This window comes from Biomaibacter acetigenes (genome assembly GCF_003691585.1).
GTDB classification, from domain to species: domain Bacteria; phylum Bacillota; class Thermosediminibacteria; order Thermosediminibacterales; family Tepidanaerobacteraceae; genus Biomaibacter; species Biomaibacter acetigenes.
Genome location: NZ_CP033169.1, coordinates 688,982 through 714,322, shown reverse-complemented (window position 1 = coordinate 714,322; position 25,341 = coordinate 688,982). Strand labels below are relative to the sequence as shown.

General features: G+C 42.7%; 24 protein-coding genes. 3 read left to right on the top strand and 21 right to left on the bottom strand.

Annotated features, from left to right (window positions below; all coding sequences use genetic code 11):
• Nucleotides 1-6 precede the first annotated feature (6 nt).
• The 19 genes from xylB to D2962_RS03390 form a co-directional block, all read right to left on the bottom strand.
• Complete coding sequence (xylB, locus tag D2962_RS03480; RefSeq protein WP_122014157.1) at nucleotides 7-1,524, bottom strand: xylulokinase; 1,518 nt, start codon at nucleotides 1,522-1,524, stop codon at nucleotides 7-9.
• A gap of 40 nt (nucleotides 1,525-1,564) precedes the next feature.
• Nucleotides 1,565-2,314, bottom strand: a complete 750-nt coding sequence (locus D2962_RS03475; RefSeq protein WP_120765422.1) for a GntR family transcriptional regulator — start codon at nucleotides 2,312-2,314, stop codon at nucleotides 1,565-1,567.
• A 41-nt stretch (nucleotides 2,315-2,355) separates the two neighbouring features.
• On the bottom strand, nucleotides 2,356-3,339 hold the full coding sequence (locus D2962_RS03470; protein ID WP_122014156.1) for an aldo/keto reductase: 984 nt from the start codon (nucleotides 3,337-3,339) through the stop codon (nucleotides 2,356-2,358).
• A 29-nt stretch (nucleotides 3,340-3,368) separates the two neighbouring features.
• Nucleotides 3,369-4,334, bottom strand: a complete 966-nt coding sequence (locus tag D2962_RS03465) for an ABC transporter permease (protein ID WP_120765424.1) — start codon at nucleotides 4,332-4,334, stop codon at nucleotides 3,369-3,371.
• A gap of 17 nt (nucleotides 4,335-4,351) precedes the next feature.
• Entirely contained in the window at nucleotides 4,352-5,857 is a 1,506-nt protein-coding gene (locus D2962_RS03460) for a sugar ABC transporter ATP-binding protein (protein ID WP_122014155.1), read from the bottom strand.
• Nucleotides 5,858-5,912: 55 nt separating this feature from the next.
• Complete coding sequence (locus tag D2962_RS03455; RefSeq protein ID WP_120765426.1) at nucleotides 5,913-6,968, bottom strand: ABC transporter substrate-binding protein; 1,056 nt, start codon at nucleotides 6,966-6,968, stop codon at nucleotides 5,913-5,915.
• Nucleotides 6,969-7,375: 407 nt separating this feature from the next.
• Nucleotides 7,376-8,386: an ABC transporter ATP-binding protein gene (locus D2962_RS03450; protein WP_120768662.1), complete on the bottom strand. Its 1,011-nt coding sequence runs from the start codon at nucleotides 8,384-8,386 to the stop codon at nucleotides 7,376-7,378.
• Entirely contained in the window at nucleotides 8,365-9,342 is a 978-nt protein-coding gene (locus D2962_RS03445) for an ABC transporter ATP-binding protein (RefSeq protein ID WP_122014154.1), read from the bottom strand. Before D2962_RS03445 ends, D2962_RS03450 begins: the two co-directional genes overlap by 22 nt.
• Nucleotides 9,343-9,354: 12 nt before the next feature.
• Nucleotides 9,355-10,266, bottom strand: coding sequence for an ABC transporter permease (locus tag D2962_RS03440; protein ID WP_122014153.1), 912 nt, complete (start codon nucleotides 10,264-10,266; stop codon nucleotides 9,355-9,357).
• A 14-nt stretch (nucleotides 10,267-10,280) separates the two neighbouring features.
• The gene (locus D2962_RS03435) at nucleotides 10,281-11,201 is read right to left on the bottom strand and encodes an ABC transporter permease (RefSeq protein ID WP_122014152.1); all 921 of its coding nucleotides are present in this window, start codon (nucleotides 11,199-11,201) and stop codon (nucleotides 10,281-10,283) included.
• Between the two features lie 91 nt (nucleotides 11,202-11,292).
• Entirely contained in the window at nucleotides 11,293-12,930 is a 1,638-nt protein-coding gene (locus tag D2962_RS03430; RefSeq protein WP_222927662.1) for an ABC transporter substrate-binding protein, read from the bottom strand.
• A 180-nt stretch (nucleotides 12,931-13,110) separates the two neighbouring features.
• Nucleotides 13,111-13,503, bottom strand: a complete 393-nt coding sequence (locus D2962_RS03425) for a hypothetical protein (RefSeq protein WP_245984875.1) — start codon at nucleotides 13,501-13,503, stop codon at nucleotides 13,111-13,113.
• Between the two features lie 208 nt (nucleotides 13,504-13,711).
• Nucleotides 13,712-14,989 (bottom strand): TRAP transporter large permease, encoded by a 1,278-nt coding sequence (locus D2962_RS03420; protein WP_122014151.1) that lies wholly within the window; start codon nucleotides 14,987-14,989, stop codon nucleotides 13,712-13,714.
• Nucleotides 14,986-15,483 carry a TRAP transporter small permease gene (locus tag D2962_RS03415; protein ID WP_122014150.1) on the bottom strand — a complete coding sequence of 166 codons (498 nt, stop codon included), beginning with the start codon at nucleotides 15,481-15,483 and terminating at the stop codon, nucleotides 14,986-14,988. Before D2962_RS03415 ends, D2962_RS03420 begins: the two co-directional genes overlap by 4 nt.
• Nucleotides 15,484-15,535: 52 nt before the next feature.
• The gene (locus tag D2962_RS03410) at nucleotides 15,536-16,576 is read right to left on the bottom strand and encodes a TRAP transporter substrate-binding protein (protein ID WP_122014149.1); all 1,041 of its coding nucleotides are present in this window, start codon (nucleotides 16,574-16,576) and stop codon (nucleotides 15,536-15,538) included.
• A 91-nt stretch (nucleotides 16,577-16,667) separates the two neighbouring features.
• Complete coding sequence (locus tag D2962_RS03405; RefSeq protein ID WP_122014148.1) at nucleotides 16,668-17,777, bottom strand: mandelate racemase/muconate lactonizing enzyme family protein; 1,110 nt, start codon at nucleotides 17,775-17,777, stop codon at nucleotides 16,668-16,670.
• A gap of 100 nt (nucleotides 17,778-17,877) precedes the next feature.
• Complete coding sequence (locus tag D2962_RS03400) at nucleotides 17,878-18,882, bottom strand: LacI family DNA-binding transcriptional regulator (protein ID WP_122014147.1); 1,005 nt, start codon at nucleotides 18,880-18,882, stop codon at nucleotides 17,878-17,880.
• A gap of 172 nt (nucleotides 18,883-19,054) precedes the next feature.
• Nucleotides 19,055-19,810: an ABC transporter permease gene (locus D2962_RS03395; RefSeq protein ID WP_122014146.1), complete on the bottom strand. Its 756-nt coding sequence runs from the start codon at nucleotides 19,808-19,810 to the stop codon at nucleotides 19,055-19,057.
• On the bottom strand, nucleotides 19,807-20,535 hold the full coding sequence (locus D2962_RS03390; RefSeq protein ID WP_122015721.1) for an ABC transporter ATP-binding protein: 729 nt from the start codon (nucleotides 20,533-20,535) through the stop codon (nucleotides 19,807-19,809). Before D2962_RS03390 ends, D2962_RS03395 begins: the two co-directional genes overlap by 4 nt.
• Before the next feature lie 116 nt (nucleotides 20,536-20,651).
• Here D2962_RS03390 and D2962_RS19815 point away from each other — a divergent pair, with 116 nt between their 5' ends.
• Nucleotides 20,652-20,816, top strand: coding sequence for a four-carbon acid sugar kinase family protein (locus tag D2962_RS19815; protein ID WP_120768648.1), 165 nt, complete (start codon nucleotides 20,652-20,654; stop codon nucleotides 20,814-20,816).
• A gap of 43 nt (nucleotides 20,817-20,859) precedes the next feature.
• On the opposite strand, the gene D2962_RS03380 is transcribed toward D2962_RS19815, so the two are convergent.
• Both D2962_RS03380 and D2962_RS03375 read right to left on the bottom strand, forming a co-directional pair.
• Nucleotides 20,860-22,206 carry a sensor histidine kinase gene (locus tag D2962_RS03380; protein ID WP_122014145.1) on the bottom strand — a complete coding sequence of 449 codons (1,347 nt, stop codon included), beginning with the start codon at nucleotides 22,204-22,206 and terminating at the stop codon, nucleotides 20,860-20,862.
• Complete coding sequence (locus D2962_RS03375; protein WP_120768644.1) at nucleotides 22,203-22,877, bottom strand: response regulator transcription factor; 675 nt, start codon at nucleotides 22,875-22,877, stop codon at nucleotides 22,203-22,205. The genes D2962_RS03380 and D2962_RS03375 overlap by 4 nt, the downstream gene beginning before the upstream one ends.
• A 180-nt stretch (nucleotides 22,878-23,057) precedes the next feature.
• On the opposite strand from D2962_RS03375, the gene D2962_RS03370 reads away from it, so the two are divergent.
• The gene (locus tag D2962_RS03370; RefSeq protein WP_162991085.1) at nucleotides 23,058-23,624 is read left to right on the top strand and encodes a PepSY domain-containing protein; all 567 of its coding nucleotides are present in this window, start codon (nucleotides 23,058-23,060) and stop codon (nucleotides 23,622-23,624) included.
• Nucleotides 23,625-23,775: 151 nt separating this feature from the next.
• On the top strand, nucleotides 23,776-25,254 hold the full coding sequence (locus D2962_RS03365) for an IS1182 family transposase (RefSeq protein ID WP_122014143.1): 1,479 nt from the start codon (nucleotides 23,776-23,778) through the stop codon (nucleotides 25,252-25,254).
• Nucleotides 25,255-25,341 lie beyond the last annotated feature (87 nt).

Here is a 25,341-nt window from a genome sequence, read left to right as displayed (position 1 = left end):
GTGCAGTTAAAGTCTAGCCAGTTCTTCATATATACCCGTCAAAGCGTCATATGAATGAAGAAAAACTTGATATGTTTTATTATAAATTTCTCTTTTTGAAGGGTCGGGGTCATGTTCACTCTCAATTTTTATAAATTTATTTATGGCGTCAAAGCTCTTGAATTCACCGACTCCTATGCCGCCGATGACGGCCGCTCCCATGGATGTGGCTTCTTCAAGATAATTGGGCTTTAATATCTTCACGCCATATATATCCGCCATCATCTGGCGCCATACTTTCCCTTTGGCCCCTCCGCCAATGACAATCATGCTGTCGATTGGAACGTAATTTTTAAAGATATTCACTATAGTATTTAAATTGTATGTCACTCCTTCCATGACAGCCCTCAACAGATCTTCACGTTTATGCCCGACGGTTATTCCTATAAAAGCACCTCTGGCATTGGGATTCCAGTGAGGTGTCCTTTCACCGAGGAGATAGGGTAAAAACAGGATTCCCCTGGCCCCGGGAGGAGACTTTTCTATTTCATCATTGATTATCTCATACGGACTTACGCCTTTTTCCAGCGCCTCTTTTGTCTCAATTTTGCAAATCTCATTTTTAAGCCAGCTGTACGACGTACCGGCGGTCTGCATGGTCCCTATGGGATTGACGTAGCCGGGAACGGCATGGGCCCACGTCATAGTCCTCATTTTCACATCATATACGGGTTTTTCTGATGTAATCCCTATCCATGACGATGACCCTACATAATTGTAGGCAATCCCCGGCTTGATACATCCCGCACCCACCGAAGCACACATACCGTCCCCGGCGCCGATGACCACCGGTGTGCCCTCTTTTAGACCCGTTTCTTCCGCTGCTTCCTTTGTTATCTCACCTACGACAAAAGTGGATTCGCGAGCTTCCGGCAGTTTGTCTTCATCTATACCGGCGATATCGATTATTTTATCCGACCATTTGTAAGTGTTTAAATCAAAGGCATTGGTTCCGGACGCATCCGTATAATCCGTAACCATTTTGCCGGTCAGTTTAAAAGCGATATAGTCTTTTGCATTCAGCATCTTGTAAGTATTTTTATAAATGTCGGGTTCGTTGTTTTTGATCCACATCAGCTTTTCCAGGGAATAGGAAGGACTGGCCCGGTGGCCCACGATTTTATAAAAATCCATGGCGTCTATGTGTTGCAGTATTTTATCCGTCTCTTTTACCGCCCTCTGGTCTGAATAAATTATTGAATTTCTCAAAGGCCTTCCCTGCCTGTCAACACACAGGCACCCCATCATCTGCGCGCTGAAGGAAACGCATGCTATTTGGCTCGGGTCTATGCCCCGGATGAGCTGCCCGGTGGAAATGCAGACCGCCTGCCACCAGTCGTCGGGATTCTGCTCCGCCCAATTGGCATTGAAATATTTCGTATCATATGGATATGTCCTGCTCGCTACCAGTTCGCCATCGGTCGTGTACAGAGTAGCCTTGTTTCCGGAAGTCCCCAGATCATGTGCCAGAAGATATTTCGGCATTGCGATGACCTCCCAATAACATTAAAATTTAGTAAATAATTTAGGCATTGACAAGCTCCACTATAAACTTGCTCTTGTCTCCCCTGTAACGGGAAATCGTATATTCGACGGCTACATTATCCTGATTATAAGCCACCGTTTCAAAATAATGAATCGGAGCCCCTTCCTTTATATGCAGCAGCTTTGCCTCGTACTCCCCCGCCAAATCGACTTCAATAGACCTTACAGCTCTTTTGACGATAATACCGTATTTTTGTTCAAAAGTGGCATAAAGAGAATTGTTCACAAAATCAATTTCGATGATCCCGGGACACAATTTTAGCGGTACGTAGCTGTCTAAAAAGACAATCGGCTCGTCGTTGGTGTAGCGCAGCCTTTTTAAGTGAAAGACTTCTTCTCCCACGGTTAAATTCAACTTTTTTGCCACCTGTTCATCGGATGCAATGTATCTTTGTTTTAAAACTTTTGTTTTTGGAACCAGACCTTTTTGTATCATCTCATCATTGAAGCTTATGATTCTGTGAGTATACTCCTGATTGATTTTCGGTTCGGTGATAAATGTCCCCTTACCCTTTATTTTTTTCAGATATCCTTCTCTCACCAATTCATTGATGGCCTGCCTTACAGTGGGCCTGCTGATATTAAAAATCTGGCAAAGTTCAATTTCCGTGGGAATAGGATCACCGGCATTCAGCTGATTTTTGTGAATATATGACAGCAGTATTTCTTTTAGCTGGTAATAAAGCGGCACAGGTATGTCTTTGTTAAGTTTTGCGGCTTCCAGATTCATTATTTCATTCCTTTGCTATAATATTTTCTACATTAAACATATTACTTTTTTTGATATTTATCAAGAATTGTGTTGATTTCTTTGTATGTTTCATTATCCAGCTCCCATGCGGCGCTTTCTACATTGTCCTTTATATGTGCGGTTTTTGTGGCTCCGGCAATGATGGTGGTTACCGTTTCATTTTTAATCAGCCAGTTGAGGGCTATTTGAGAAAGCGGCTTACCTATCCTTTCTGCGACTTTTTTTAACTCTTCTACGATTTGAAGATTCCTGGCAAGTTTTTCGCCTTTAAGTTCCGGATTGGCATTTCTCACATCCTTTTCATCAAAGTTTTCCCCGGGTTTAAAGGTTCCTGTCAATAGTCCCTGGCAAAGAGGACTGTAAGGTATAAAAGCCGTTTTATTCTCTTTGCAGTCAGGAATAATCTCTTCCTCGGTCCTGTAATAAAGCGGTATGTTGTGATAAAAATCGGCGTTTCTATCTATCATGTTGTAAAGGCATTGATGCGATACTATTTCCCCGTATTTTCTTGCTTCATTAAGCAGTTTGACGGGAAAATTCGATGCGCCTATATATCTTATTTTCCCTTCCTTTTTTATCTGATTCAATGCGTCCATGGTCTCCTCAATCGGCGTATTGTAATCGGGCCAGTGCATCTGGTATATATCTATATAATCGGTCCCCAGTCTTCTCAAGCTGTCGTCTATTTCTTTCAAAATGCTCCGCTTTGAAAGCAGGTTTGTTATTCTTTTTTGATCGTCCCAAACCAGCCCGCATTTCGAGGCGATTATGATCTTTCCCCTCTTTCCTTTTAAGGCTTTGCCCAGGAGTTCCTCCGCGTGGCCGAAACCGTATACCGGAGCGACGTCAAAAAAGTTGATCCCCATGTCATAAGCTGTCTGAACAGCTTTTATCGATGATTCGTCCCCGGTACCCGTCCAGAAATCGCTGCCCGATATAACCCAGCAACCATAACCGATGACCGATGCTTCCAATTCCGTAGTTCCGATTCGTCTCTTTAACATGGTTGTCACCTCTTTTACCTTTATTAATTCTATTTATTCTGCTTTTTTACCTGGTCGATCAAGACGGCCGCCACAATCAAAGCACCGATCAATATCTGAAGGATAAACGGATCAATGCCCAGCAGGTCCCCCGCATTGCGCAGAGTCGACATCAACATGGCGCCCACAACCGTTCCGATAATAGAACCCTCGGCACCGTTCAAACTTGCGCCGCCGATGACTGCAGCAGCAATGGCATCCAATTCATATCCGCCCCCGGCAGTGGGGATTCCGTTGGCCAGCCGGGACACCAGCATGATGCCGGCAATGGAAGACATCAATGCACTGTAGCCGTATATCATGTACATATTTGTTCGGATATTGATGCCGCTGAGCCTGGCGGCCTCCGTATTGCTGCCGATAGCATAGATGTTGCGGCCGAATCTGGTTTTAGCTATGATAAACGATGAAATCAGAATCATTACAACCCATACAACAAAAAGCGAAGGCATTCCCAAAAAACTTGTCTGAGCAAAATTCACGAATGATTTGGGAAGACCCGATACCATTCTCGCTCCGCTGATCAGCATTATGACTCCTCTGAATACAGTCATCGTGCCTAATGTGGCAATAAAGGGCGGCACTTTCCCGTCGTAGATCAGGATGCCGTTTATCAGGCCAACCAAAGTCCCGGCAATCAGAGCGAGTATTGTTGAAACTGCGGCGCTCATACCCATTTGCGTCATTAAAATCGCCGCAAACATGCCGGAAAATCCCACTACGGAACCTACCGACAGATCGATTCCGGCGGATACTATTACAAATGTCATGCCCAGAGCTATGACGCCGTTAATTGAAGTCTGCCTTACCAGGTTTGAAAGATTGTTGGCGGTAAAAAAACCGTTTACCGCTACGGAAAGCAGTACAAAAAGAGCCAGAAAAACTATTATTATAGTTCCTTCCGATAAAGATTTATCTTTGCCTAATATTTTTTTAGCGCTTGAATTGATGCTCATCGGATACCCTCCTGCATTCAGTTGTTGCCCTCTATCGATAATCCTGAAGCCAATCTGAGTATGTCTTCATCTGTAACTTCATTCCTGTTTACTATGCCGGTGCAATTTCCTTCATACATGACCAGTATTCTCTTTGCAAGGCCCATGACCTCCGGCAGATAGGAAGAAATCAAGATAATAGACGCCCCCTGGGATGTAAGGTTTTCAAACAATCTGTAGATTTCAAGTTTTGCGCCCACATCAACCCCGACCGTAGGTTCATCAAATATGAATATTTTGCTCTCAGCGTTCAACCATTTCGATACTACCACTTTTTGCTGGTTTCCTCCGCTCAACTTTTTTACTTTCTGATAGACGGACGGAGTTTTAATATTTAATTCCTCGACATATTTTTTCGCTCTCTTCTTTTCTTCTCTTCCGTCAATAATTCCGAACTTTGATATATTCTCATATATTACAATGTTTGTATTTGTCATAACCGGAAGCTGTAAAGCCAGGCCCTGCAATTTTCTGTCTTCAGGCAAAAAACCGATTCCAGCCTTTATTGCATCTATGGGTGAATTCAGCGATTGCTTGACGCCACCCACATATATTTCTCCTGCATCGGCCCTGTCGGCCCCAAAAATGCATCGGACTATATCGGTCCTGCCAGACCCTACCAGGCCAAACATTCCCAGTATTTCGCCTTTATAAAGTTTGAAATTAATATTTCTGAACCTCGGTTCTCTGGTCAAATTTTTTACTTCGAGCACTACATCCCGGGTATTGTATTGTTTTATGGAGTATATGTCCTTTATGTCACGGCCCACCATCATGGATATCAGGCGGTCTTCTTTGACCTCCGACACCGGTACCGTGGCCACCCACTCGCCGTCTTTCAAGACCGTCACAGTATCGCATATGCCAAATATTTCTTCAAGTCTGTGTGAGATATATATGACCCCTACTCCGTCTTTTTTCAACCTATCTATGATTTCGAATAGTTTCTGAGTTTCTTCATTGGTCAATAGCGCCGTCGGCTCATCGAAAATTACAAGCTTGACCTTTTCATAAATCATCTTGGCAATAGCTACCATTTCCTGCTGGGCTACCGGCAGGTCTTTTAATCTTTTTCTCGGATCAATATTTATATCCAGTTTTTTTAGAGTTTCTTCGGTTACTTTGTATACAGTGGTCCAATCTATCAGGCCGTTTTTGACCGGCAGCTTGCCCAGAAAGAAATTCTCTCCCACGGAAAGATGGGGAGCCAGTGTAATATCCTGGTAAACGGCCCCCAAACCGTATTCTTTAGCCACCAGGGGATTTGCGATATTTACCTCTCTGCCTTCTATGAAAATCTTGCCTTTGTCCTTCTGGTATACTCCCATGAGTATTTTAATCAGAGTGGATTTTCCGGCGCCGTTTTCTCCTACTATCGCATGTACTTCTCCTTTTTTTACCGTTAGGTTGACGTTTGAAAGAGCTCTTACTCCGGGGAATTCTTTGGTAATTCCTTCCATTCTTACTATTTCCTGTCCCGCCATAACATAACCCCTTTTACAAGGGGATAGGGCTTTTTTAGCCCTATCCCGATTAATTTTACTTCTTTTTCAATGTGGGATCGAGTAATTCCTTGATTTCCTGCTGATTCATATTTTCTTTGGTCACTACAGTCGAACCCGTGTTGATGTATTTTTCAAGAGTCTTGCCCTGAAGCGCATCGTAAGCACTCATTACGCCCTTGTATCCCATGCCGTACGGATCCTGCAGAATCAAAGCCTTGAGGGCTCCGCTTTCTAATGCCTTAATTTCTTCGGGGTCGGAGTCGAAAGCCACTGCCACCACTTTGTCTTGCAATTTTCTTTCAGTAATAACCCTGGATAGCCCGTCGCCGGTCATGTTGTTGTCCGCAAAGAAACCGATGACATCTTTATTGGCGGTCAAAATATTTTCCGCGGCGCTTACAGCTTTGAGCACATCATTGTCCACATATCTCGGCCCGACAATCTGAATGTCAGGGGCAAGTTCTTTCAACTTGTCGGTAAAACCCTTGTCGCGATCTATCAAAACCTGAACTCCAGCCATAGCGCTAATGATACCTACCTTGCCTTTCAGCGGAATCCCCTTTGCCTTCAATTCATCCACGAGTTTTTGTGCGGCTTTTCCACCGGCTTCAATATTGTCGGTAGCCAGGAATGAATCGATTTTGTCTGTCTTTACCTTGTTGTCTATGGTTATGATTTTAATACCCTGATCGTGAGCCTTTTCAAGAGCGGGAACCGTTGCGTCGGAGCTGGTTGAAGCTATAACTATGGCATCGGGTTTTTGGTTTACCACATTTTCCAGTATCGAAACCTGTTTATCGATATCGGCTTCGGAAGGGGGGCCATATGTGGTCACATGGATGGCCGGATTATCTTTTGCGGCATTATTGGCGCCGATTAAAACATACTGCCAGAAATCCGAGTCGGTAGCTTTGACTATTACTGCAAATTCATATTTATCTTTTTTGGCCTGTTCTTGCTGCGGTTGGGACTGCTGTTGCTGCTGAGCCTGTTCCTGTTGTGCGGGCTGCTGGGCCTGCTTGCTTGAGCATCCGGCCAGAATCAAACCCACCATCAATACTATCAGGAGAATGGATAAAACTTTTTTCATATATTTTTCCTCCCTAATATTTCATGATTTAATGAAGCATTTAAATTATCTACCATATTTGAACCTCACTTTAAATTCATGAAAGCAATCAGACCCCACCTCCTTAAAATACCACTTCTAGTATAGCCTTTTTCAAAAACCGCTTTCTACCTTTCCCCCCCTTTTAAAATATGTAGTGATGTGAATATGTAATTACATTTTCACATCATAACTTTTGTAATATTAATTCGACGCTTCTGTAAAAAATCCTTCTTTGTTATATTAATAACTTTTATTTGATTGTCTATTTTATAACTGGAGCAATAGAAATATTATATTTTAATTGAGTTATATTAAATATAAATAAAAAAATGGATTTTCTTCAGGAAAATCCATAAATTTGCAGAAAACAGGGTTTATATTCCACTTTATATTCTATGGCAAGCTACAAAATGACCATTCATGTCAACCTGGGGAGGTTCCAGTTCACCGCATACGGCCTTCGCCATGGGACACCTGGTATGGAACCTGCAGCCGGAAGGAGGATTTATGGGACTCGGCACATCCCCTTCAAGGATAACCCTCTCCCTGTCCCTTATATGCGGATTGGCTTCGGGCACCGCCGACATCAAGAATCTTGTATACGGATGCAGCGGGTTGTTATATATATCCCTGGTTTTTCCCGACTCCACTATCTTGCCGAGAAACATAACGTAAACCCTGTCAGAAATGTATTTTACAACCCTTAAATCATGGGAAATAAAAATATAGGTTAGATTGAATTTTTGTTGCAGATCCTTTAAAAGATTTAATACCTGAGATTGTATTGAAACATCCAGGGCCGATACCGGTTCATCGCATACTACAAGCTCGGGGTTTAAAGCAAGAGCTCTGGCAATGCCGATCCTCTGCCTCTGGCCGCCGCTGAATTGATGGGGGTAACGTTTCATATGATATGGCCTCAAACCCACTATCTTCATCAATTCCATTACCCGATGCTCTTTTTCCTTACCATAGGCCATACCATGAGTTATAAGTGGTTCTCCTATTATGTCTGCCACAGGCATCCGGGGATTTAACGAAGCATAAGGATCCTGAAATATAATCTGCATCTTTTTTCTCATCTGCCGAAGATTTTCTCCACTTATTTTATATAGATTCTGCCCTTCAAAAAAGAGTTCTCCGGCTGTGGGTTCTATCAGCCTCAATATGAGCCTTCCAAGAGTGCTTTTGCCGCATCCTGATTCACCTACAAGGCCGACAGTCTCGCCTTTTCGAACTATTAAATCTATACCGTCCACAGCATGGACAATGCCTTTATTTTTTTTGATAAGACCGGTACCTTCTGTGGAGAAGTATTTTTTAAGACCTTTTGCTTCGATCAGGAACTGTGCATCCAAAAAAATTACCTCCTCGGTTATTTCTGATATTTCCAGCATTTCACCCGGTGGCCTTTTTCCGCCTCAAAAAATTCCGGGTTCTTCTGTCTGCATATGTCTTTTGCATCGCCGCATCGAGGCCAGAACCGGCATCCTTCAGGCAGATGCAATAAGTTTGGCACCACGCCGGGTATATTGAAAAGTTTCTTGTTTTCATCCTGGGAAAGTTTGGGTATGGAGTTGTAGAGGCCAATGGTATACGGATGAAGCGGCTTGTCAAAAATGGTATATACATCGGCATATTCCACCGCTGTCCCGGCGTACATCACGCAGACATCATCCGAAACTTCCGCTATCACGCCAAGGTCATGGGTAATCATCAAAACCGACATGTTTATTTTTTCCTGCAGTTGTTTTATTAGCCGCAGGATCTGTGCCTGTATCGTAACATCAAGAGCCGTTGTAGGCTCGTCGGCTATCAGCAATTTTGGGTTGCAGGCCAGAGCCATGGCAATCATGACTCTCTGCCTGAGACCCCCTGACAGTTGATGTGGATAATTGTTCAACCTCCTCTTCGGGTCCGGTATTCCTACCAGGTTGAACAGTTCCAGAGTTTTTTCTTCTGCTTCTTTCGGTGTCAGGTGGCGGTGAATCTTCAACGATTCTGCAACCTGTTTACCAACCGTATAAACCGGATTCAGCGAGGTCATCGGTTCCTGAAAAATCATCGCTATGTCGTTTCCGCGGATGGCACACATCTCATCCGCCGATTTTTTAACCAGGTCCTGGCCTTCAAAAATTATTTCTCCCTCCACAATCCTGCCCGGAGGCGACGGGATCAATTTCAGTATGGAAAGAGCGGTCACACTTTTGCCGCAACCCGATTCTCCTACAAGGCCTAGAGTCTTTCCCTTATTTATCTTAAAGCTGACTCCATCCACAGCGGGCACTACACCTTCATCCATATAAAAATAGGTTTTGAGATTTTTAATATCTATCAGTACATCATTGTTCATATTTTATCACCTCTACTGCTTCATAAAGGGATCTAGAGCGTCCCTCAGACCGTCGCCCAGAAAGTTGAAGGCCAGTACGATTATCAATATGGCAAAACCAGGACTAATGGCCACCCATGGGGCGGAAAAAAGATATTCCTTGCCGTTTGAGATCATGAGACCCCAGCTTGGAGTGGGCGGCTGCGCCCCTACACCCAAAAAGCTGAGACTGGCTTCCGACATGATCGCCTCGGGAATTCCAAGGGTCAAAAGCACCAGGAGCGGTGCCACACAGTTTGGAAAAATATGCCGTATCATTATAATCCAGTTTTTAACTCCAATGGCTCTTGCCGCCTCCACAAATTCCTTTTCTTTTATGGATAGCGTCTGGGCCCTCACCACCCTGGCCGTTCCGGCCCAACCTACGATGCTCAAAGCGATAAAAATGTTGTATAAATTAGCCCCCAGAGTGTACATTACCGCCATTGCCAGAAGTAGAGAAGGAAACGCCATAACCATGTCGGCGACCCTCATGATGGCCGTATCCACCTTGCCGCCGTAATACCCGGATATTATACCCAGTACAGAACCAAGAACCATGGAAATTATTGATGGCACCAGACCTATTATCAGAGAAATACGGGTCCCGAATATAACCCGGCTCAAAACATCCCTGCCGTACATATCGGTGCCCAAAAAGTATTTTGCGCCGGGCGCTATAAACTGTTCTTTTAAGTCCACTTTATACGGGTCGTAAGGGGCAACCCATGGAGCAAAAACGGCGACAAAAATGAGAAGTATGATGGTAATGGCGCCCACCATGGCCATTTTATTTCTTCTGAATCTGTACCATACTTCTCTTATAAAGGTGGTACCCTGCAGTTCCATCTCTTCATCAAATTCCAGTTCCTGTGACGGTACGTTTTTCTTGTTTAATTCAATCATCCGGGTCCCCTCCTTTACTCGTATTTTATCCTGGGGTCAAGATATGAATAAGCGATATCGGCAAAGAGGTTGCCCAGGATAACAAGTACCACCGTAAAAATCAAAGTACCCTGCAGGAGGGGCATATCCCGGTTTTGAATGGCATTTACGGAAAGCCTGCCTATTCCGGGGATCCCAAAAACGCTCTCGGTTATCACCGCTCCCGACAGCAGGCTTGCTATCTGGATTGCCATTATTGTCACAACAGGCAGCATGGAATTTTTCAATGCATGGTAAAATACCACCTGCCACTCCCTCAACCCCTTGGCCCTGGCCGTCCTTATATAATCCGTCCTTATCACTTCAAGCAGGCTGGATCTGGTAAGCCTCGCGATGGACGCCGCCGAACTCCAGCCCAGTACAATGGCGGGCATGATGATATACTGGGGCCCGGCAAACCCCGATACCGGCAGCAGTCCCAGCTTTAATGCAAAGATGTACTGCATTATCAATGCGGACCAGAACACCGGCATGGACACTCCAAGTAGAGCAAATCCCATAAAAAAATTATCTATGAAAGAATACTGTTTTACCGCTGAGACTATGCCGGCCGGTATGCCCACTATCCATGCTATTAACACCGCGGCCACCGACAGCTTCAACGTGTTCGGAAATGCGTCAACTATTAGATCTGCCACTTCACGGTTAAGTTTGTAAGACCTGCCGAGATCTCCATGAAGCGCTCCCCACATATATTTTATATACCTGAGATAAACCGGATCGTTCAAATGCATTTCGGCCTTTACCCTTTCCACCACATCGGGACTTATATGTTCTTTCATCATCAAGACCACCGGATCTCCCGGAACAACGTTCAAAAGAAAAAAAGTTATTACCGTGATGCCTATGATTACCGGGATAGATATCAGGATTCTTTTTATTATATATCCTGTCATGATTTCACCTCAATTCAGGCTAATCCGTTGTAATAGATTTACGGCAGGGCCCTGACCTTGCTTTACGCTCGTTCAGGGCCCTGCTTTTGCGCTATTGTTCTATTTTGACTTCGTAGTAGGGCATGTTGCTCCAACCGTTCCATGAAACCTTGAAGTTTTTGACTTTAGGCTGTACCACAAACAGGTGGTTCAAGTGGAACAAAGGCACCCACGCCGCATCTTCATATACAATCTTCTTTTCAATTTCCTGATACAGCTTATACCGTTCATCCATGTTGGTCATGACCCGGGCTCTTTCAAGGTCCGCCTGAACCTGGGCATTAGTATAATTGAAAGACCTGGCTACGGAGTTTCTTGGAGCAAAGAAAGTATATATGAAATTGTCCGGGTCATTGAAATCTGCTGACCAATCCGCCTGATACATGGGAAGTTTCCCTTCTTTTCTGGTGGCAAAATATGCGGCCTCGTCCATGTGGTTTATTTCCGCCTTAATGCCCACATCATTCAACATGGCCTGGACCGCTTCATTTATCTTCAATGTGCTGGGCGAATCGGTAATCTGGGCTATGGTCATATTGAAGCCGTCGGGATAACCCGCTTCCTTAAGCAATTCCTTCGCCTTTGCAGTATCATAGGGAATGCCGGGCAGATCCGGGTTGTAACCCGCAAGGCCGGGAGCCATTATACCTTTGGCTATGGTTCCGGTGCCGTAATAAAGTCTATCCAGAAGAAGCTGTCTGTCTATCGAATGTTGAATCGCTTTTCTTACTCTTACATCATCAAAGGGTTTGATAGATTCGTTAATGGCATAGTAATATGTACCAACACGGGGACCGCTCACTATATAATCCTTCCATTTGTCGTTCTTCGTAAAATAAGGTATCTGGGAACGGGCATTGTCGCAGTCAAATACATCCAGTTCTCCCTTTTCGAACATCATTCTCTGGGTCTCGGCATCGGGAACCACCTTTGCGACTATTTTATCGATATCTGGTTTCCCCAGGAAATAATCCTTGTTAGCGGTCAGCACCACTTCACTGTTAAAGGTCCAGCCCGACAATTTGAAGGGACCGGTTCCTACCGTTGCTTCAGGCTTTACGCCAAAATCGGCGCCCGCAGCTTCGGTGGCCTTCCGGTTGTAGATGGAACCCGCAGGTGTAGCAAGGTTTGCAAGAAATGGAGCATATGGTTCCGCCAGAGTTATCTCTATGGTGTAACCGTCGATGACCTTAAGACCGCTGGTAGAGTCCGCCTTTCCATCCATTCTGTCCTTTGCTCCGGCAATCATGTCAAGAAAGTCGGTATTCAAGGCTTTTGTCTTTGGGTTTAACATCCTATCAAACGTATAAAGCACATCATCGGCTTTAAGTTCTTCGCCATTGTGGAATTTCACACCTTTTCTTAAATGAAAAGTGTATACCTTGCCATCAGGAGATACATCCCAGCTTTCTGCGAGACCGGGTTTTAATTCAGATTTGCCGGGACCGGTAGTAACGGCTTCCACCAGGCGGTCATAGATGTTCAGAGGAATAAAATAATCATCGGTAGTCAATTGAACGTCACCCGTGCCGGGATCAGCAGTCAAAGCAATGGTAAGCGTTTTTTCGCCCCCTGCCTTACCTGCCTGTTTCTGGGTGGTCGAACCCGATGAGCAACCAGCAATAAGCGATACTATCATCGCTAGAACCACCAGCAGCACAAAAACCTTTTTTGTAGAAACACCTTTCATGTCAATTTACCTCCTTTTTATTTTAGTTTAAATTAAATTCGATAAAAAATTAATAATTCCTATTTTGTTAGTGTTTTATTTTTTCTATATATAATTAATATATTTCTTCTCGCAAATTTTCATTATCTTAAAATCAAAAAAATATGGTTAATAAATATTATATATTATCATAATGCCGATTTATGCCAACCGCCGCAGCAAAACATCCCTCTCCCCAAAAATATAATCAATGGGCGGGATTTCCGGCAGGGTATAGCATTCGGGTTTTTGCCTGGGGCTGGCCCTGGCGGCAGATACCATGACCTGGGCTGTAGCTGCGGGGTTTGTTACCGACATGATGAATTCCATCCTCTGGCTGTGAGTTGTACCCGACACGCCTTTTCTTTCCATGTGGACACCATGCCCCACATCAATAAGGCTTTCAACGTCGTCGACGCAATACACATGGGCTTCATCATGAACAAAATACGGGTCTTGTTTGATGGCTTCCGCTACTTTTTCAAAATCGTACCCATCTTTTATCTTTACATATACAAGGCGCTTATGAAGGCCGGTACCCTCCAGTATAGTCATGAAAACGGCATCCCCCGGTTATAACGTATTCTTTAATATGGCCACTCTCTTCTGAAAACAACATCATATCTCTAATGTCTTATAATCTAATCATTTCGTTAACTCAAATAGTCTTTGTTTACATAGAAAATAAAAAAATGAGGCCTTGATTTTATAATTACATGCATCAAGGCCTTACCTAATACTTTTTTATCCTGAATAGAAAAGATCAATGGATCAGTAAATTCGGTAAAAACGTAACTAGCTGGGGAATATAAGCCGATGCAAAAAGCACTATCAAACAAACTGCCAAAAAAGGCGGCAACCATTTTAATGTCTCACTAAAAGAAGCCTTTGCAATGCTGGAGGTAATGTATAGAAGTACTCCTACCGGCGGTGTTATACCGGCAAAGACCAGTGCGATGACTATGACCACGCCATAGTGAATAGGATTCATCCCCAGCGCCTGACCTACAGGAAATAACACTGGAATTAATAAAATGGCCGCAGCAACCGTTTCAACTACTGTTCCGACTAATAACACGAACAATATTATTAAAAACAATGTTACATAATAATTGCCACTTACCATACCCAACAATTTTACTATACTGTCCGCAAAACGGTCATTAGCAAAAATCCATGATGCCACAGAAGCCGCGGCCACTATAAACAGTATAGATGCCGTGTTTATGGATGCATTTAAAACAATTTTGGGTATATCCTTAATTTTAAGCTCCTTATAAATGAAGATGCTGACTACAAAAGCATAGACCGTAGCTATGACTCCAGCTTCTGTCGGGGTAAAAATGCCCAGGACTATTCCACCTATTATTATCACTGGTAAAAACAATGCAAGAATGGATTCTCTTAAAACCCGGATAAATTCTTTAAAATTTACTCTTTTTTCGCCTTTATAATTAAACTTCCCCGCTACAATATATGTGATCAGCATTAAACCCGCACCTATAAGAAGCCCCGGGATAATTCCTCCGATGAATAATGACGCAACTGATATCCCCGTTATAGACCCGTAGATAACCATTACGAGGCTCGGGGGAATTATAGGGCCTAATGCACCAGCACAGGCTTGTAAAGCTGCAACAAAGCCTTTATCATAACCTTTCTTGACCATAGATGGAATCAGTATAGATCCTATGGCAGAAGTATCAGCAGCGGCCGATCCGGATATCCCTGCGAATATGACACTTGATACAATTCCTACCATTGCAAGGCCTGCTCTAAGATGGCCTACAAGAGCACTTGCAAAATTAACAAGCCTGCGAGATACACCACCGCTGCTCATTATCTCGCCGGCCAGTATATAGAAAGGTATGGCCATCATAGGGAAGGAATCTACATTTACCATCATGCGCTGTGGTATAACTTCAAGCGGTAAACCGGGTACCAGAAGAATGGAGACGATGGAACCAAGGCCAAGGGCTACTGCTATAGGGATGCCTGAAAAAATGCCGATCAAACCTACAATAAGTAATATAGAACTCATTTCGCAGTATCACCTCTCAATGATAAATTTGTAATGCTTTTAAGAACATCATGGAAACATACTAAAAGCATTATCCCAGCTCCCAAAGGGATGGAAAAATATATATAAGCCATCGGTATTTTCAAGGCTGCTGAAGGCTGGTCCATCGTCATAAGAACTAACCCTGCCCCTGTACGAATTAGAACAAGGGTAAAAATACCTATCGCAATATTTATTAACATTTGAAGTATAACCTTTGCTCTACCCTGGAATTTCGATAGTAAAAGATCTACACCTAGGTGGGCATTTCTATCCTGAACAATAGGTGCCCCCAGAAATACAATCCAAACAAAAAGATATCTCGCCATTTCTTCAGACCAACTCAATGAGTAATTGAATATATAACGGGATACCACCTGTATAAAAGAAACCGTTATCATCAGCAAGAACATGGTGACTACAATAGTCTCTGAAAACTTGATTAAAATACGTCGAACGGCACCAAGTGTATTCATTTTATCACCACCAGAAGAAAATTTATGAGGGCCGAAATCGGCCCTAGACTATTTACAAACCTTGAATCTCTTTTATTAACGATTCTATACCGTATTGTTTACCCAACTCGTCGTATACAGGTTTTGCAACCTTTTCAAGCTGTTCCCTGGGTATTTGAGTAACTTTCATCCCCTTATCTTTCAATGACTTGATCATATCCTCGTCCTGGGCTTTAACTTGATCCCTTTGATATTTAGCGCTTTCTTGTGCCGCATTCTGAAGAACCTGCTGAAATTCCGGCGTGAGCTTCTCCCATGCTTTATCAGATATCAGAACGACTCCACCTTCCCATATATGATTGGTGATGGTGAGATATTTTGTTACTTCATACATCTTAAACTGGTCCATTACTTGTGCACTGTTCTCAAAACCGTCCACTACATTGGTTTGCAGTGAGGTGTAGAGTTCGCCCCAAGCCATGGGTGTCGGGTTTGCTCCTAATGCTTTAAATGTTGAAAGAAAAACCGGAGCCTGAGGAACACGTATTTTTAAGCCTTTGAGATCATCTACAGATTTTATCTCTTTTTTAGTAGTGGCAATGTTTCTGAAACCAAGGGCATAAACAGCTAATGGTTTAATCTTTTGTTTGCTTTCAATTGCAGGGAAAACTTCATTAGCAATGGGACCCTCTAATGCTTTATTGACATGATCCCAATCTCTGAATATAAAGGGCATATTGATGGCCGCCATTTTAGGTTCAAAATTAGTTAATGTCCCTGCTGTTATTATGGCCATGTCTATAGTACCCATTTTTAAGCCTTCAACAACATCCCTTTCATTTCCCAGAACACCTCTATCAAAGACCTGAATTTCTACTTTGCCATTAGTCTTGTCTTTAACTTCCTGAACCATTTTATTGACACCTATACCATATCCTTGATTAGGTTGCTGGTCATGAGCGAGTTTAAGTACAATTTTATCGGAATTTTGATTTTGGTCCTGGGCTTTTGTATCTGAGTTCGGTTGAGTCTTTGTTGACGTCCCGCAACCTACTACTACAAGCATCATCAGCACAAGAACCAATGTAAAAAGCTTAAATTGCATTTTTAACATACTTTCTTCCTCCTTTAAAATATCATTAAGTATTCTAAAAATAACTTATGAGAAAATAATTCTCTTTAAAAATCACCTCCCAATATCATTTTTAGACACTATATTTTTTAACTATATCCTGGTTTAACTCCACTCCTATACCCGGTTTGTCCGGTAAATAGATATACCCGTCTTTAACCTGGATTTTTATCAACGAAAGTTCATCTCGAAGCGGATTTTCATCGAGAGTATATTCAAAGTATTCAACATTGACCAGCGATGCACCGAAATGCAAGTTTGCCGCCAAAGATACTGCCGATGCTGAAAAGTGTGGAATTATCGGTTTACCCCATGTGCCGGCAAGTATTCCCACTTTACGCGCTTCGCTAATACCGCCGGTCCAGATAGCGTCAGCCTGCACAATATCTACGGCGTTTCGGGTAATAAATTCTTTTATACCAAAACGCGTAAGTTCTGTCTCATAGCCGGCTATGGGTACATCGGTAGCGTCAGCCAGTCGGATACTATCATGTATATCATCAGAGGAAATTGGCTCTTCAAAGAAAAATATATCAAGTTTTTCACAGACCCTTGCCATTTTCAAAGCAGTATTAAAATCCCATGCGTTGTTTGCGTCAATAGCAAGTTTTATATTAGGTCCAAGAGCCTTTCTTGCGGTCTCAACCCTTTCGATGTCCTCCTCTAATGAAGCTCCACCTACTTTAATTTTGACGGCTGAAAATCCCATGTCCTTATACTGCCTGACCTCATCAGCCAATTCTTCAAGTCCTTTACCATCCATGTAGTAACCACCGCTGGCGTATGCTTTCAACTTATTATGTGCGGCACCCAACAGCTTGTAAACCGGCTTTTGAGCTACTTTGCCCATGATATCCCATAATGCTATATCAATAGCACTTATGGCTGCCAGTACAATACCACGACGTCCGTATCTAAAGGTTTGCTTGTACATCTTATTCCATAGCTTTTCTATTAATAGAGGATCTTCGTTTAACACCAGTGGTTTAAGCGTTTCCTCCACTATAGCCTCCAGTGACTCCAGAGAACCAAGAGCAAATGATTCACCTATCCCGGTAATTCCCTCATCAGTGTAAACCTCTACCAGAAAAACATCTCTTGAAGGGATCCCTGCCAGCCCATCCCTGGGTGGTCTTTTTGGAAAAAACTTTAATTTGATTGGTTTTACATCCGTTATCTTCATTTGATACAACCTCCACGAATATGTCAAAACTTCATACTTTATAAATTTAGGTTCTACTTTATTGAGCCTTTGGTAACGTTACCACGATTCAGTAAAAAAATTATTTAAAATATCCGCAAGTCTTTCTGATTTTTATTTCCGGTTCCAAAACAATTTGTTCTACCTCATGGTCATCAGGCTTGTTTATTTTCTTTATAAGTAAATCACATGCAAGATATCCCATCTTATATCTTGGAACCGACATTGTGGTAAGTTCAAGCCCTTTTAAGGATACCCATGGAATGTCATCAAATCCCATGAGTGCCACATCCTTCGGAATGCTTAAACCCATTTCCAGTATAGCTTCTCTTGCACCAAGAGCCATAACGTCATTTCCGGCCAAAATAGCCGAAGGCTTAGGGTTTTTCTTGAGAAGGCTTAACGCCGCTTCATATCCACCATTAAATTCCAAATAACCAGGCTCAACCAACTCTTCCCTGAAAGGAATCTGTCTTTCAGCCAGTGCTAATTTATAACCTTCTAACTTTTCTATACTACTGTAAGATTCATTGTTACCGAAAATAAAACCGATGATCTTATGATTAAGGTTTAAAAGGTGCATTGTGGCCTGGTAAGCTGCATGCCGGTCATTTGCTATAACGCAGTTTGTCTCAAGATTATCTATTTTTCTTCCTACCAGCACAAATGGAAACCCTTCTTTTTTTAACCTTGGCACAAGCTTATCATTTTGAAAAGGACCGGCATGAATGATGCCATCTACTCGGCGCTCAAGCAATGTTTGTATACCATCTTTTTTAATGTTGTCCGGAGAATAACTTATCAATAAAACCCCATAACCTTGCCTTGTAGCAGCTTTCTCCACGCCACTTATAATTTCAGCATAAAATGGGTTTCCTATTTCGGGTATAATGAGACCGATGGTCCTGCTTCTTTTACTTACCAGACTCCTTGCAAGGGCATTAGGCCTATAGCCTAGTTTTTCAATAGCACTTTTGACCTTTTTAAGAGTTTCTTCGCTCACATGGATATTCCCGGTAAGAACCCGTGAAACAGTTGAAGGAGAAACTCCCGCTGTTTTAGCGATGTCCTTGATAGTAATATTCAAAATTCATCATCCCTTTGGAAACGTTTCCATGTTTATATATTCTACGTATATTACAAAAATCCTTCTTTATTTTAAAAGAAATTTTAAAATAAATTGCAATAAATATGGCACAGTTTCATTCCAGTTTGGAAGAAATATACCACCAAAAGAAAAAAGTTACCAAGAGAAAAAATTACTTAACCCCAACTTTCAACTGATGATATGGCGTGAAGAACTCTTTATAGGTCAGAAATGTTACGCAAAAGCATGAAATGGCCACGGTGGAGGCCAGCATGAATGTGACCATGATCTGGTATTTTACTGCATTTATAGGATCAACTCCGCCCAGGATAAGACCCGTCATCATGCCAGGGAGCTGGACTATGCCCAGGGTCTTCATACCATCTATAGTAGGCATCATACCGGTCTTGAGAGATATCTTCAGTATCTTTTGGACAGCCTGCCGGGCACTTGCTCCCAGAGCTAACGCCGTTTGAATTTCCAGGGTTCGGTTCTTCATCTCATCTTTTAATCTCGACACTGTAAGGCCTGATGATACCATGGAATTGCCTATTATCATTCCGGCCACCGGTATCACTTCCTGGGGCCTGAAATGAACAGTCCCAAATAATATCAATATGGCCAAAGTTATGGCGGTGCCGATAGCAATGGATACGGTTATGTAATAAAAGACCCCAGGTATGCCCCTGCCCCTCTTTGCCGCATTGTTGCCGGCAACGATGATCATAACCGTCACCATGGCCAGTGTAAAGAAGAAGTTGTTGGCGGCAAAAATGTAATGAAGGATATATCCTACGATTGTGAGCTGAATAACCGCTCGGATGGTGCCAACGACTATTTCCTTTTCAACACCCAGTTTTTGGTAATAAGAGATAAATATCGATATTAGAACAAGGCTTGATGCCAGTGTCAGCGAAATCGCATTCATTTTGATTTACCCCCTGTCAGCTTTCCATCGATAAAAAGCCTGGTAATTTCCTTCCGGGGATATTCAAATAATTCCCCGGTTCTGCCGCAGTCCACCAGTTCCCCGCCTACCACCAGATAAGTAAAATCTCCCACCCTTTTAGCCTGTTCCATGTTATGGGTTATCCATATGAATGTAAGGTTCAATTTATTTTTAAGCTGCAATATTAGTTCCTCTATCAGCTGAGTCGATGTAGGATCCAGGGCTGAAGTGGGCTCATCCAGCAGGATCACCTCGGGCCTATTGGCAAGGGTCCTGGCGATGGATATCCGCTGCTGCTCGCCTCCCGATAAATTGCTTACATTTTTGTTTTGGAAGTTTTCTTCAAGACCCACTATATTCAAGTAATACTTTACATCAATGTTTTTTTCTCCCATGAGCAGTGGGCCGTATTTTATGTTATCCGAAACGGTCCCATCGAATAAATGAGCCTGTTGAAAAACCATACCTATTTTCCTGCGCAGGTTTATGACGTCAAAATTATTGATATCAATCCCGTTTATCAATACCCTCCCTTCGGTGGGGTCTATCAAACGGTTGATTAGCTTGATCAAGGTCGATTTGCCGGCACCGGATGGCCCGATCAAAGTATGGATATAGCCCGCTTCAAATTCTACATTAATATTTTTTAAGATATCCTCACCCCCGCTTTTGAAACTTACACGCTCCATTTTTATACTGTTTATCTTATCCAAGTCTCCTTCCCCCAGACAATGTAGAAATTGATTCAATTTACTTAGATTGTAACATACGTTTCTTTTTATTGCAACATTTGTTACAAAAAGGTTAAACGCCTGTAGAGCTGACAGAAGCTACCCGCGACCCGAAAACTCCCGTCACCGTTTCAGATGTGCTGGCGGTCATCAGAGAGCAGACAGCCATGCCGGCCGGCCATATTCCTCTTGGTACGATTTTAAAAAGTCCAGAATGCAAAATCAATTGGAATTACAAAATGTTATGCGCATAGATAAAACCGCCTGAAGTTGGTAAAAGTAAAATAATAACTCCCCTCATAACGGCAGTAGTATTTCAAATTCGGTGCCTTCACCGGGACGACTTTTTACGTATATTTGCCCATTGTGGATTTTTACAATCCACTGAACAATAGAAAGTCCGAGGCCGGTGCCGTCGCTGGATCTAGACCTGTCAACCCTGTAAAACCGGTCAAATACATGGGGTATATCTTCTTTAGGTATGCCTATTCCGCTGTCTTTCACAATTATTCTGGCAAAGCCCTTTGCTTCATGCAGGGTTACTTTCACCCATCCACCTTCTGTATTGTATTTTATGGCGTTATCTATCAAATTCATGAAAAGCCTTGTCAAAAGTGTCTGATCACCCTTTACAACAACGCTTTTTTCGGCTTGGAAGTATAAATTTACCCCATATTGGCCGGCCATAGCCTCCATTTCTCCCATCACGTCTTCTATCACGATCTTAAGGTCGATATTTTCCATCTCAAGTTGGTATCTTCCTTCATCGCCCCTGGTCAGTAAGAGCAACTGAGATACCATATTTTGCATATTTGTCGTTTCTTTGAGTATATCTTCCAGGGTGTCCCTGAATTCCTCTTCACTTCTTGCACCCATTAAGGTTTCTTCTGCTAGTGCCCTTATTACCGCAAGGGGAGTGCGAAGTTCATGTGATGCATCCGAAGTGAATTGCCGCTCTTTTTTAAAGCTAGTTTCAAGTCTATCCAGCATCTCATCAAAGGTCATGGCGAGCCGACCCACTTCATCTTCTACTTTTGGCATATTAAGCCTCCGGCTCAAATCGCCACGCCCTATAGCTCTGGCAGTTTTAGTTATGCGGTCAATGGGTGCCAGCGCCCTGTTTGCCAAAAATAGCCCCCCTCCGGCGGCAATAATGAGAAACAGGGGGATTGTAACAACTAGTATATCCCTTAGATTTTCCAGGGCATGCCTGACCGATGCCAGAGAGCGACTGGCTCTGACCCACGCCACCAGTTTATTTTCTTCATACACAGGCCTGTCATATATTATCCAGGCATCGTCTTTTATGTTAACCACTCTTAACTTTTCTTCCGAGGGCCTTTGCATGTTAATTTCAGGATAAATTCCTTTGCTGCCAAATATCATCTGGCCTTTTTTATCGTATACGAATATATAAGTGCCGGAAGTCATGAGTTCATTGGGCTCGGCGAATTTAATGCGGCCGTTTTCCAGCTCTATAACTGAGATCGCCTGGGCCGCATGAGCCTTTATCAGGCTTTCTTCCCCGCTATACATCATCCTTGACATCAGGATATAAACAAAGAAACTGAATATGGAAAGCAAAACTAAAAGCATGAAACTATACCACAGTGTCATTTTGGTCCGTATGGTCAGATTTTTCATGATTCACCCCTCATCATATACCCGCTGCCCCTTACAGTTTGTATAAGCTTATCCTCAAAGCCGTCATCGATTTTTCTTCTCAAATACCTTATATAGACATCGACTATATTTGAATTCCCTTCAAAGTCATAATTCCAGACATGGTCGGCTATCTGGGACCTGGTCAATAATCTTCCTTTGTTTCTCATAAGATATTCCAGCACCGCATATTCTTTGGCTGTAAGTTCTATGGGTTTGCCGCCCCGGGTTACAGCATGGGTGTTTGTATCAAGCGTCAGATCTTTTATCTTTATCACAGTTTCACGGCTAATACTCTGCCTTCTCAAAAGAGCCCTTATTCTTGCCAGGAGCTCATCGAAAGAAAAAGGTTTAATAAGATAGTCATCGGCTCCGAGGTCAAGGCCCCTTACCCTGTCTTCAATGGCATCTTTCGCAGTCAGGAACAGGACAGGTGTCACGATATTATTTTCCCTCAATCTTTTCAGCACCGTCATGCCGTCTATTACGGGAAGCATGATATCCAGCACTATACAGTCATAGTCTGACACCAGGGCAAAGTCCAATCCTTCTTCCCCATCTTTTGCAGTATCCACACTGTATCCATCTTCTTGAAGCCTGCGGGCGATGGTCTTTAATAAAGAAGGCTGGTCTTCCACCACCAGAATTCTCATGGCATATACCTCCGACTTGATTTTAAATATTTTTCTTTCATTATAAACAAATTATAACCCAAAAAGCTTAAACCGGGATTAAAAAATTCTAATCCTGCATTAATAATGTTTTAATATTGCCGCCGCATAATAAAAAATGTAATGAGCTACAAGCTCAAAAATCTCAAGGAGGTATGTGTCATGAATCTCAAAGAAACATTCAAAAAGTATGGGGTGCCGTTTCTGGCGGGAACGGTAATCCTGGGGAGCGCGGCAGGATTTACGGGAATATCGAAATCCATAGCTGCTCCTCAAAATCCACCGGCGGTCCAGCAGCAGGCACAAAAAGAGGACCAGCAACAGAGCCCGTTATATAAGGGTTCTATATTCTTAGGCCAGCAGGACCAGACTGAAAGTAAAGCTCAAGATTTAAAAGAAACTAAAGACGTTAAAGCGGAACAACAGGAAGATGCAAACCTTGCTTCGAAAGCAAAAATAAAAAAAGATGAAGCCATAAAAGCGGCTATGGCGGCTTATCCGGGATATGCGGTCAAAGGTGCAGCCATCGGAAATGAAAATGGATACCTCATCTATGAAATAAAGATGGTTGACAATGCTAGAAAATCGCTCGAGGTAAAGGTCGACGCCGGCAATGGCAAGGTACTGGCCGCCGATAATCAAGCAGAAGATAATGAAAAGGAAAACAAGGCAGAAGAAGCTCATTCGGCAGTAGATAACGATAACATTCAGGAAGAAGTGGAAGAATAAAAAATCAACATGAAAATATTAAAGGCCCTCAATAGAGGGCCTCAGACTGTCGACAAAGTAGCTGTCGACAGTCTTTTTTGTAAAAAGGGTATAAAAATGATCATTTTTATAGTAAAATTAAAGAAATAAAAACATACGGTGGGGCGATGAAATGTTAACGAAGAAAAGACGAGAAATAATAGAGCAGATAGAATTAGTAAGCATTGATAGCTTAGTACCTAAAGACCATCTCCTCAGGACAATAGAAGAAAGCATCAACTTTAACTTCATATATAACGAAGTAAAAGACCTATACAGCGAAAATACAGGCAGACCCAGCATTGATCCAGTGGTATTAATAAAACTGCTCATGCTCCAAGCACTGTATGGAATCCGCTCTATGCGCCAAACCATCAAAGAAGCAGAAGTCAATATGGCTTACCGCTGGTTTCTAGGATATGGGCTCCAAGAAAAAATACCTCACTTCTCGACTTTTGGAAAAAACTATGAACGGCGGTTTAAAGAAAGCGATCTATTTGAAAAGATATTCGAACGAATATTAAAAGAAGCCATAGAGTGCGGGTTTATCAAAGAAGACGCGGTATTTATCGATGCCACCCACATAAAAGCCAGTGCCAATAAGAATAAATACATAGAGAAAGTTGCAAAAAAGCAGGTACAAAAATACAAGAAAGAACTTTTAAAAGAAATCAACGCCGAAAGAGAAGCCAACGGCAAAGAACCGTTTGAAGAAGATGACGATGAAGCTAGCGGCGATGCCGAAGGAGGAAACAGCTCCACCAACGGAAAACGAGTAAAGATAAGCACCACCGATCCTGAAAGCGGCATATTCCAAAAAGGAGAAAAAGAGCGCTGCTTTGCCTACACGGCTTCTGTAGCCTGCGACCGCAACAACTTCATCCTTGGCTTCAAAATAGCACCTGGAAATGTACACGACAGCCAGGTATTCTCCGATCTTTTTCAAGAAGTAAACGATAAATTTCCCGAAATAAAAGCAGTAGTGGTTGATGCAGGCTACAAGACCCCCGGCATATGCAGAGAAATCATTGAAGCGGAAATACTTCCTGTCATGCCATATAAAAGGCCAATGACCAAAGATGGCTACTTTAAAAAGAGAGAATACGTATATGACGAATATTATGACTGCTACATATGCCCTAACAAGCAAGTATTAAAATACAGCACCACCAACCGGTCAGGATACCGGGAATACAAGAGCGATCCACAAATATGCCGGGAATGCCCCATGCGTTTGAGATGCACACAGAGCAAAAACTACACGAAAGTGGTAACCCGGCACATATGGGAGCACTATGTGGAAATAGCAGAAGATATAAGGCACACCGAATTAGGCAAAGAATTATACAAGATGCGCTGCCAGACCATCGAGCGGGTATTTGCCGATGCCAAAGAAAAGCATGGTATGCGTTATACGAATCTAAGAGGCTTGAGCAAAGTAGGACATTATCTCACGCTTCTTTTCGCATGCATGAATTTAAAAAAGCTGGCCATGTGGAAGAGAAAACGTGGGATGTTTCCACCGGCAGCCCCTGCTTTGCATTCATTTTTCTTTATGATTTTAAAATTTTTTGCTTCAAATAAAAAACCGCTTTTAGGTTGTGCGTTCTAAAAGCGGTTTTTGTCTACAAGCTGAGGCCCTCAATAGAGGGCCTGATTTTTTTATTTCAAAATATCATACCAGGCTAAAAATGTAAAT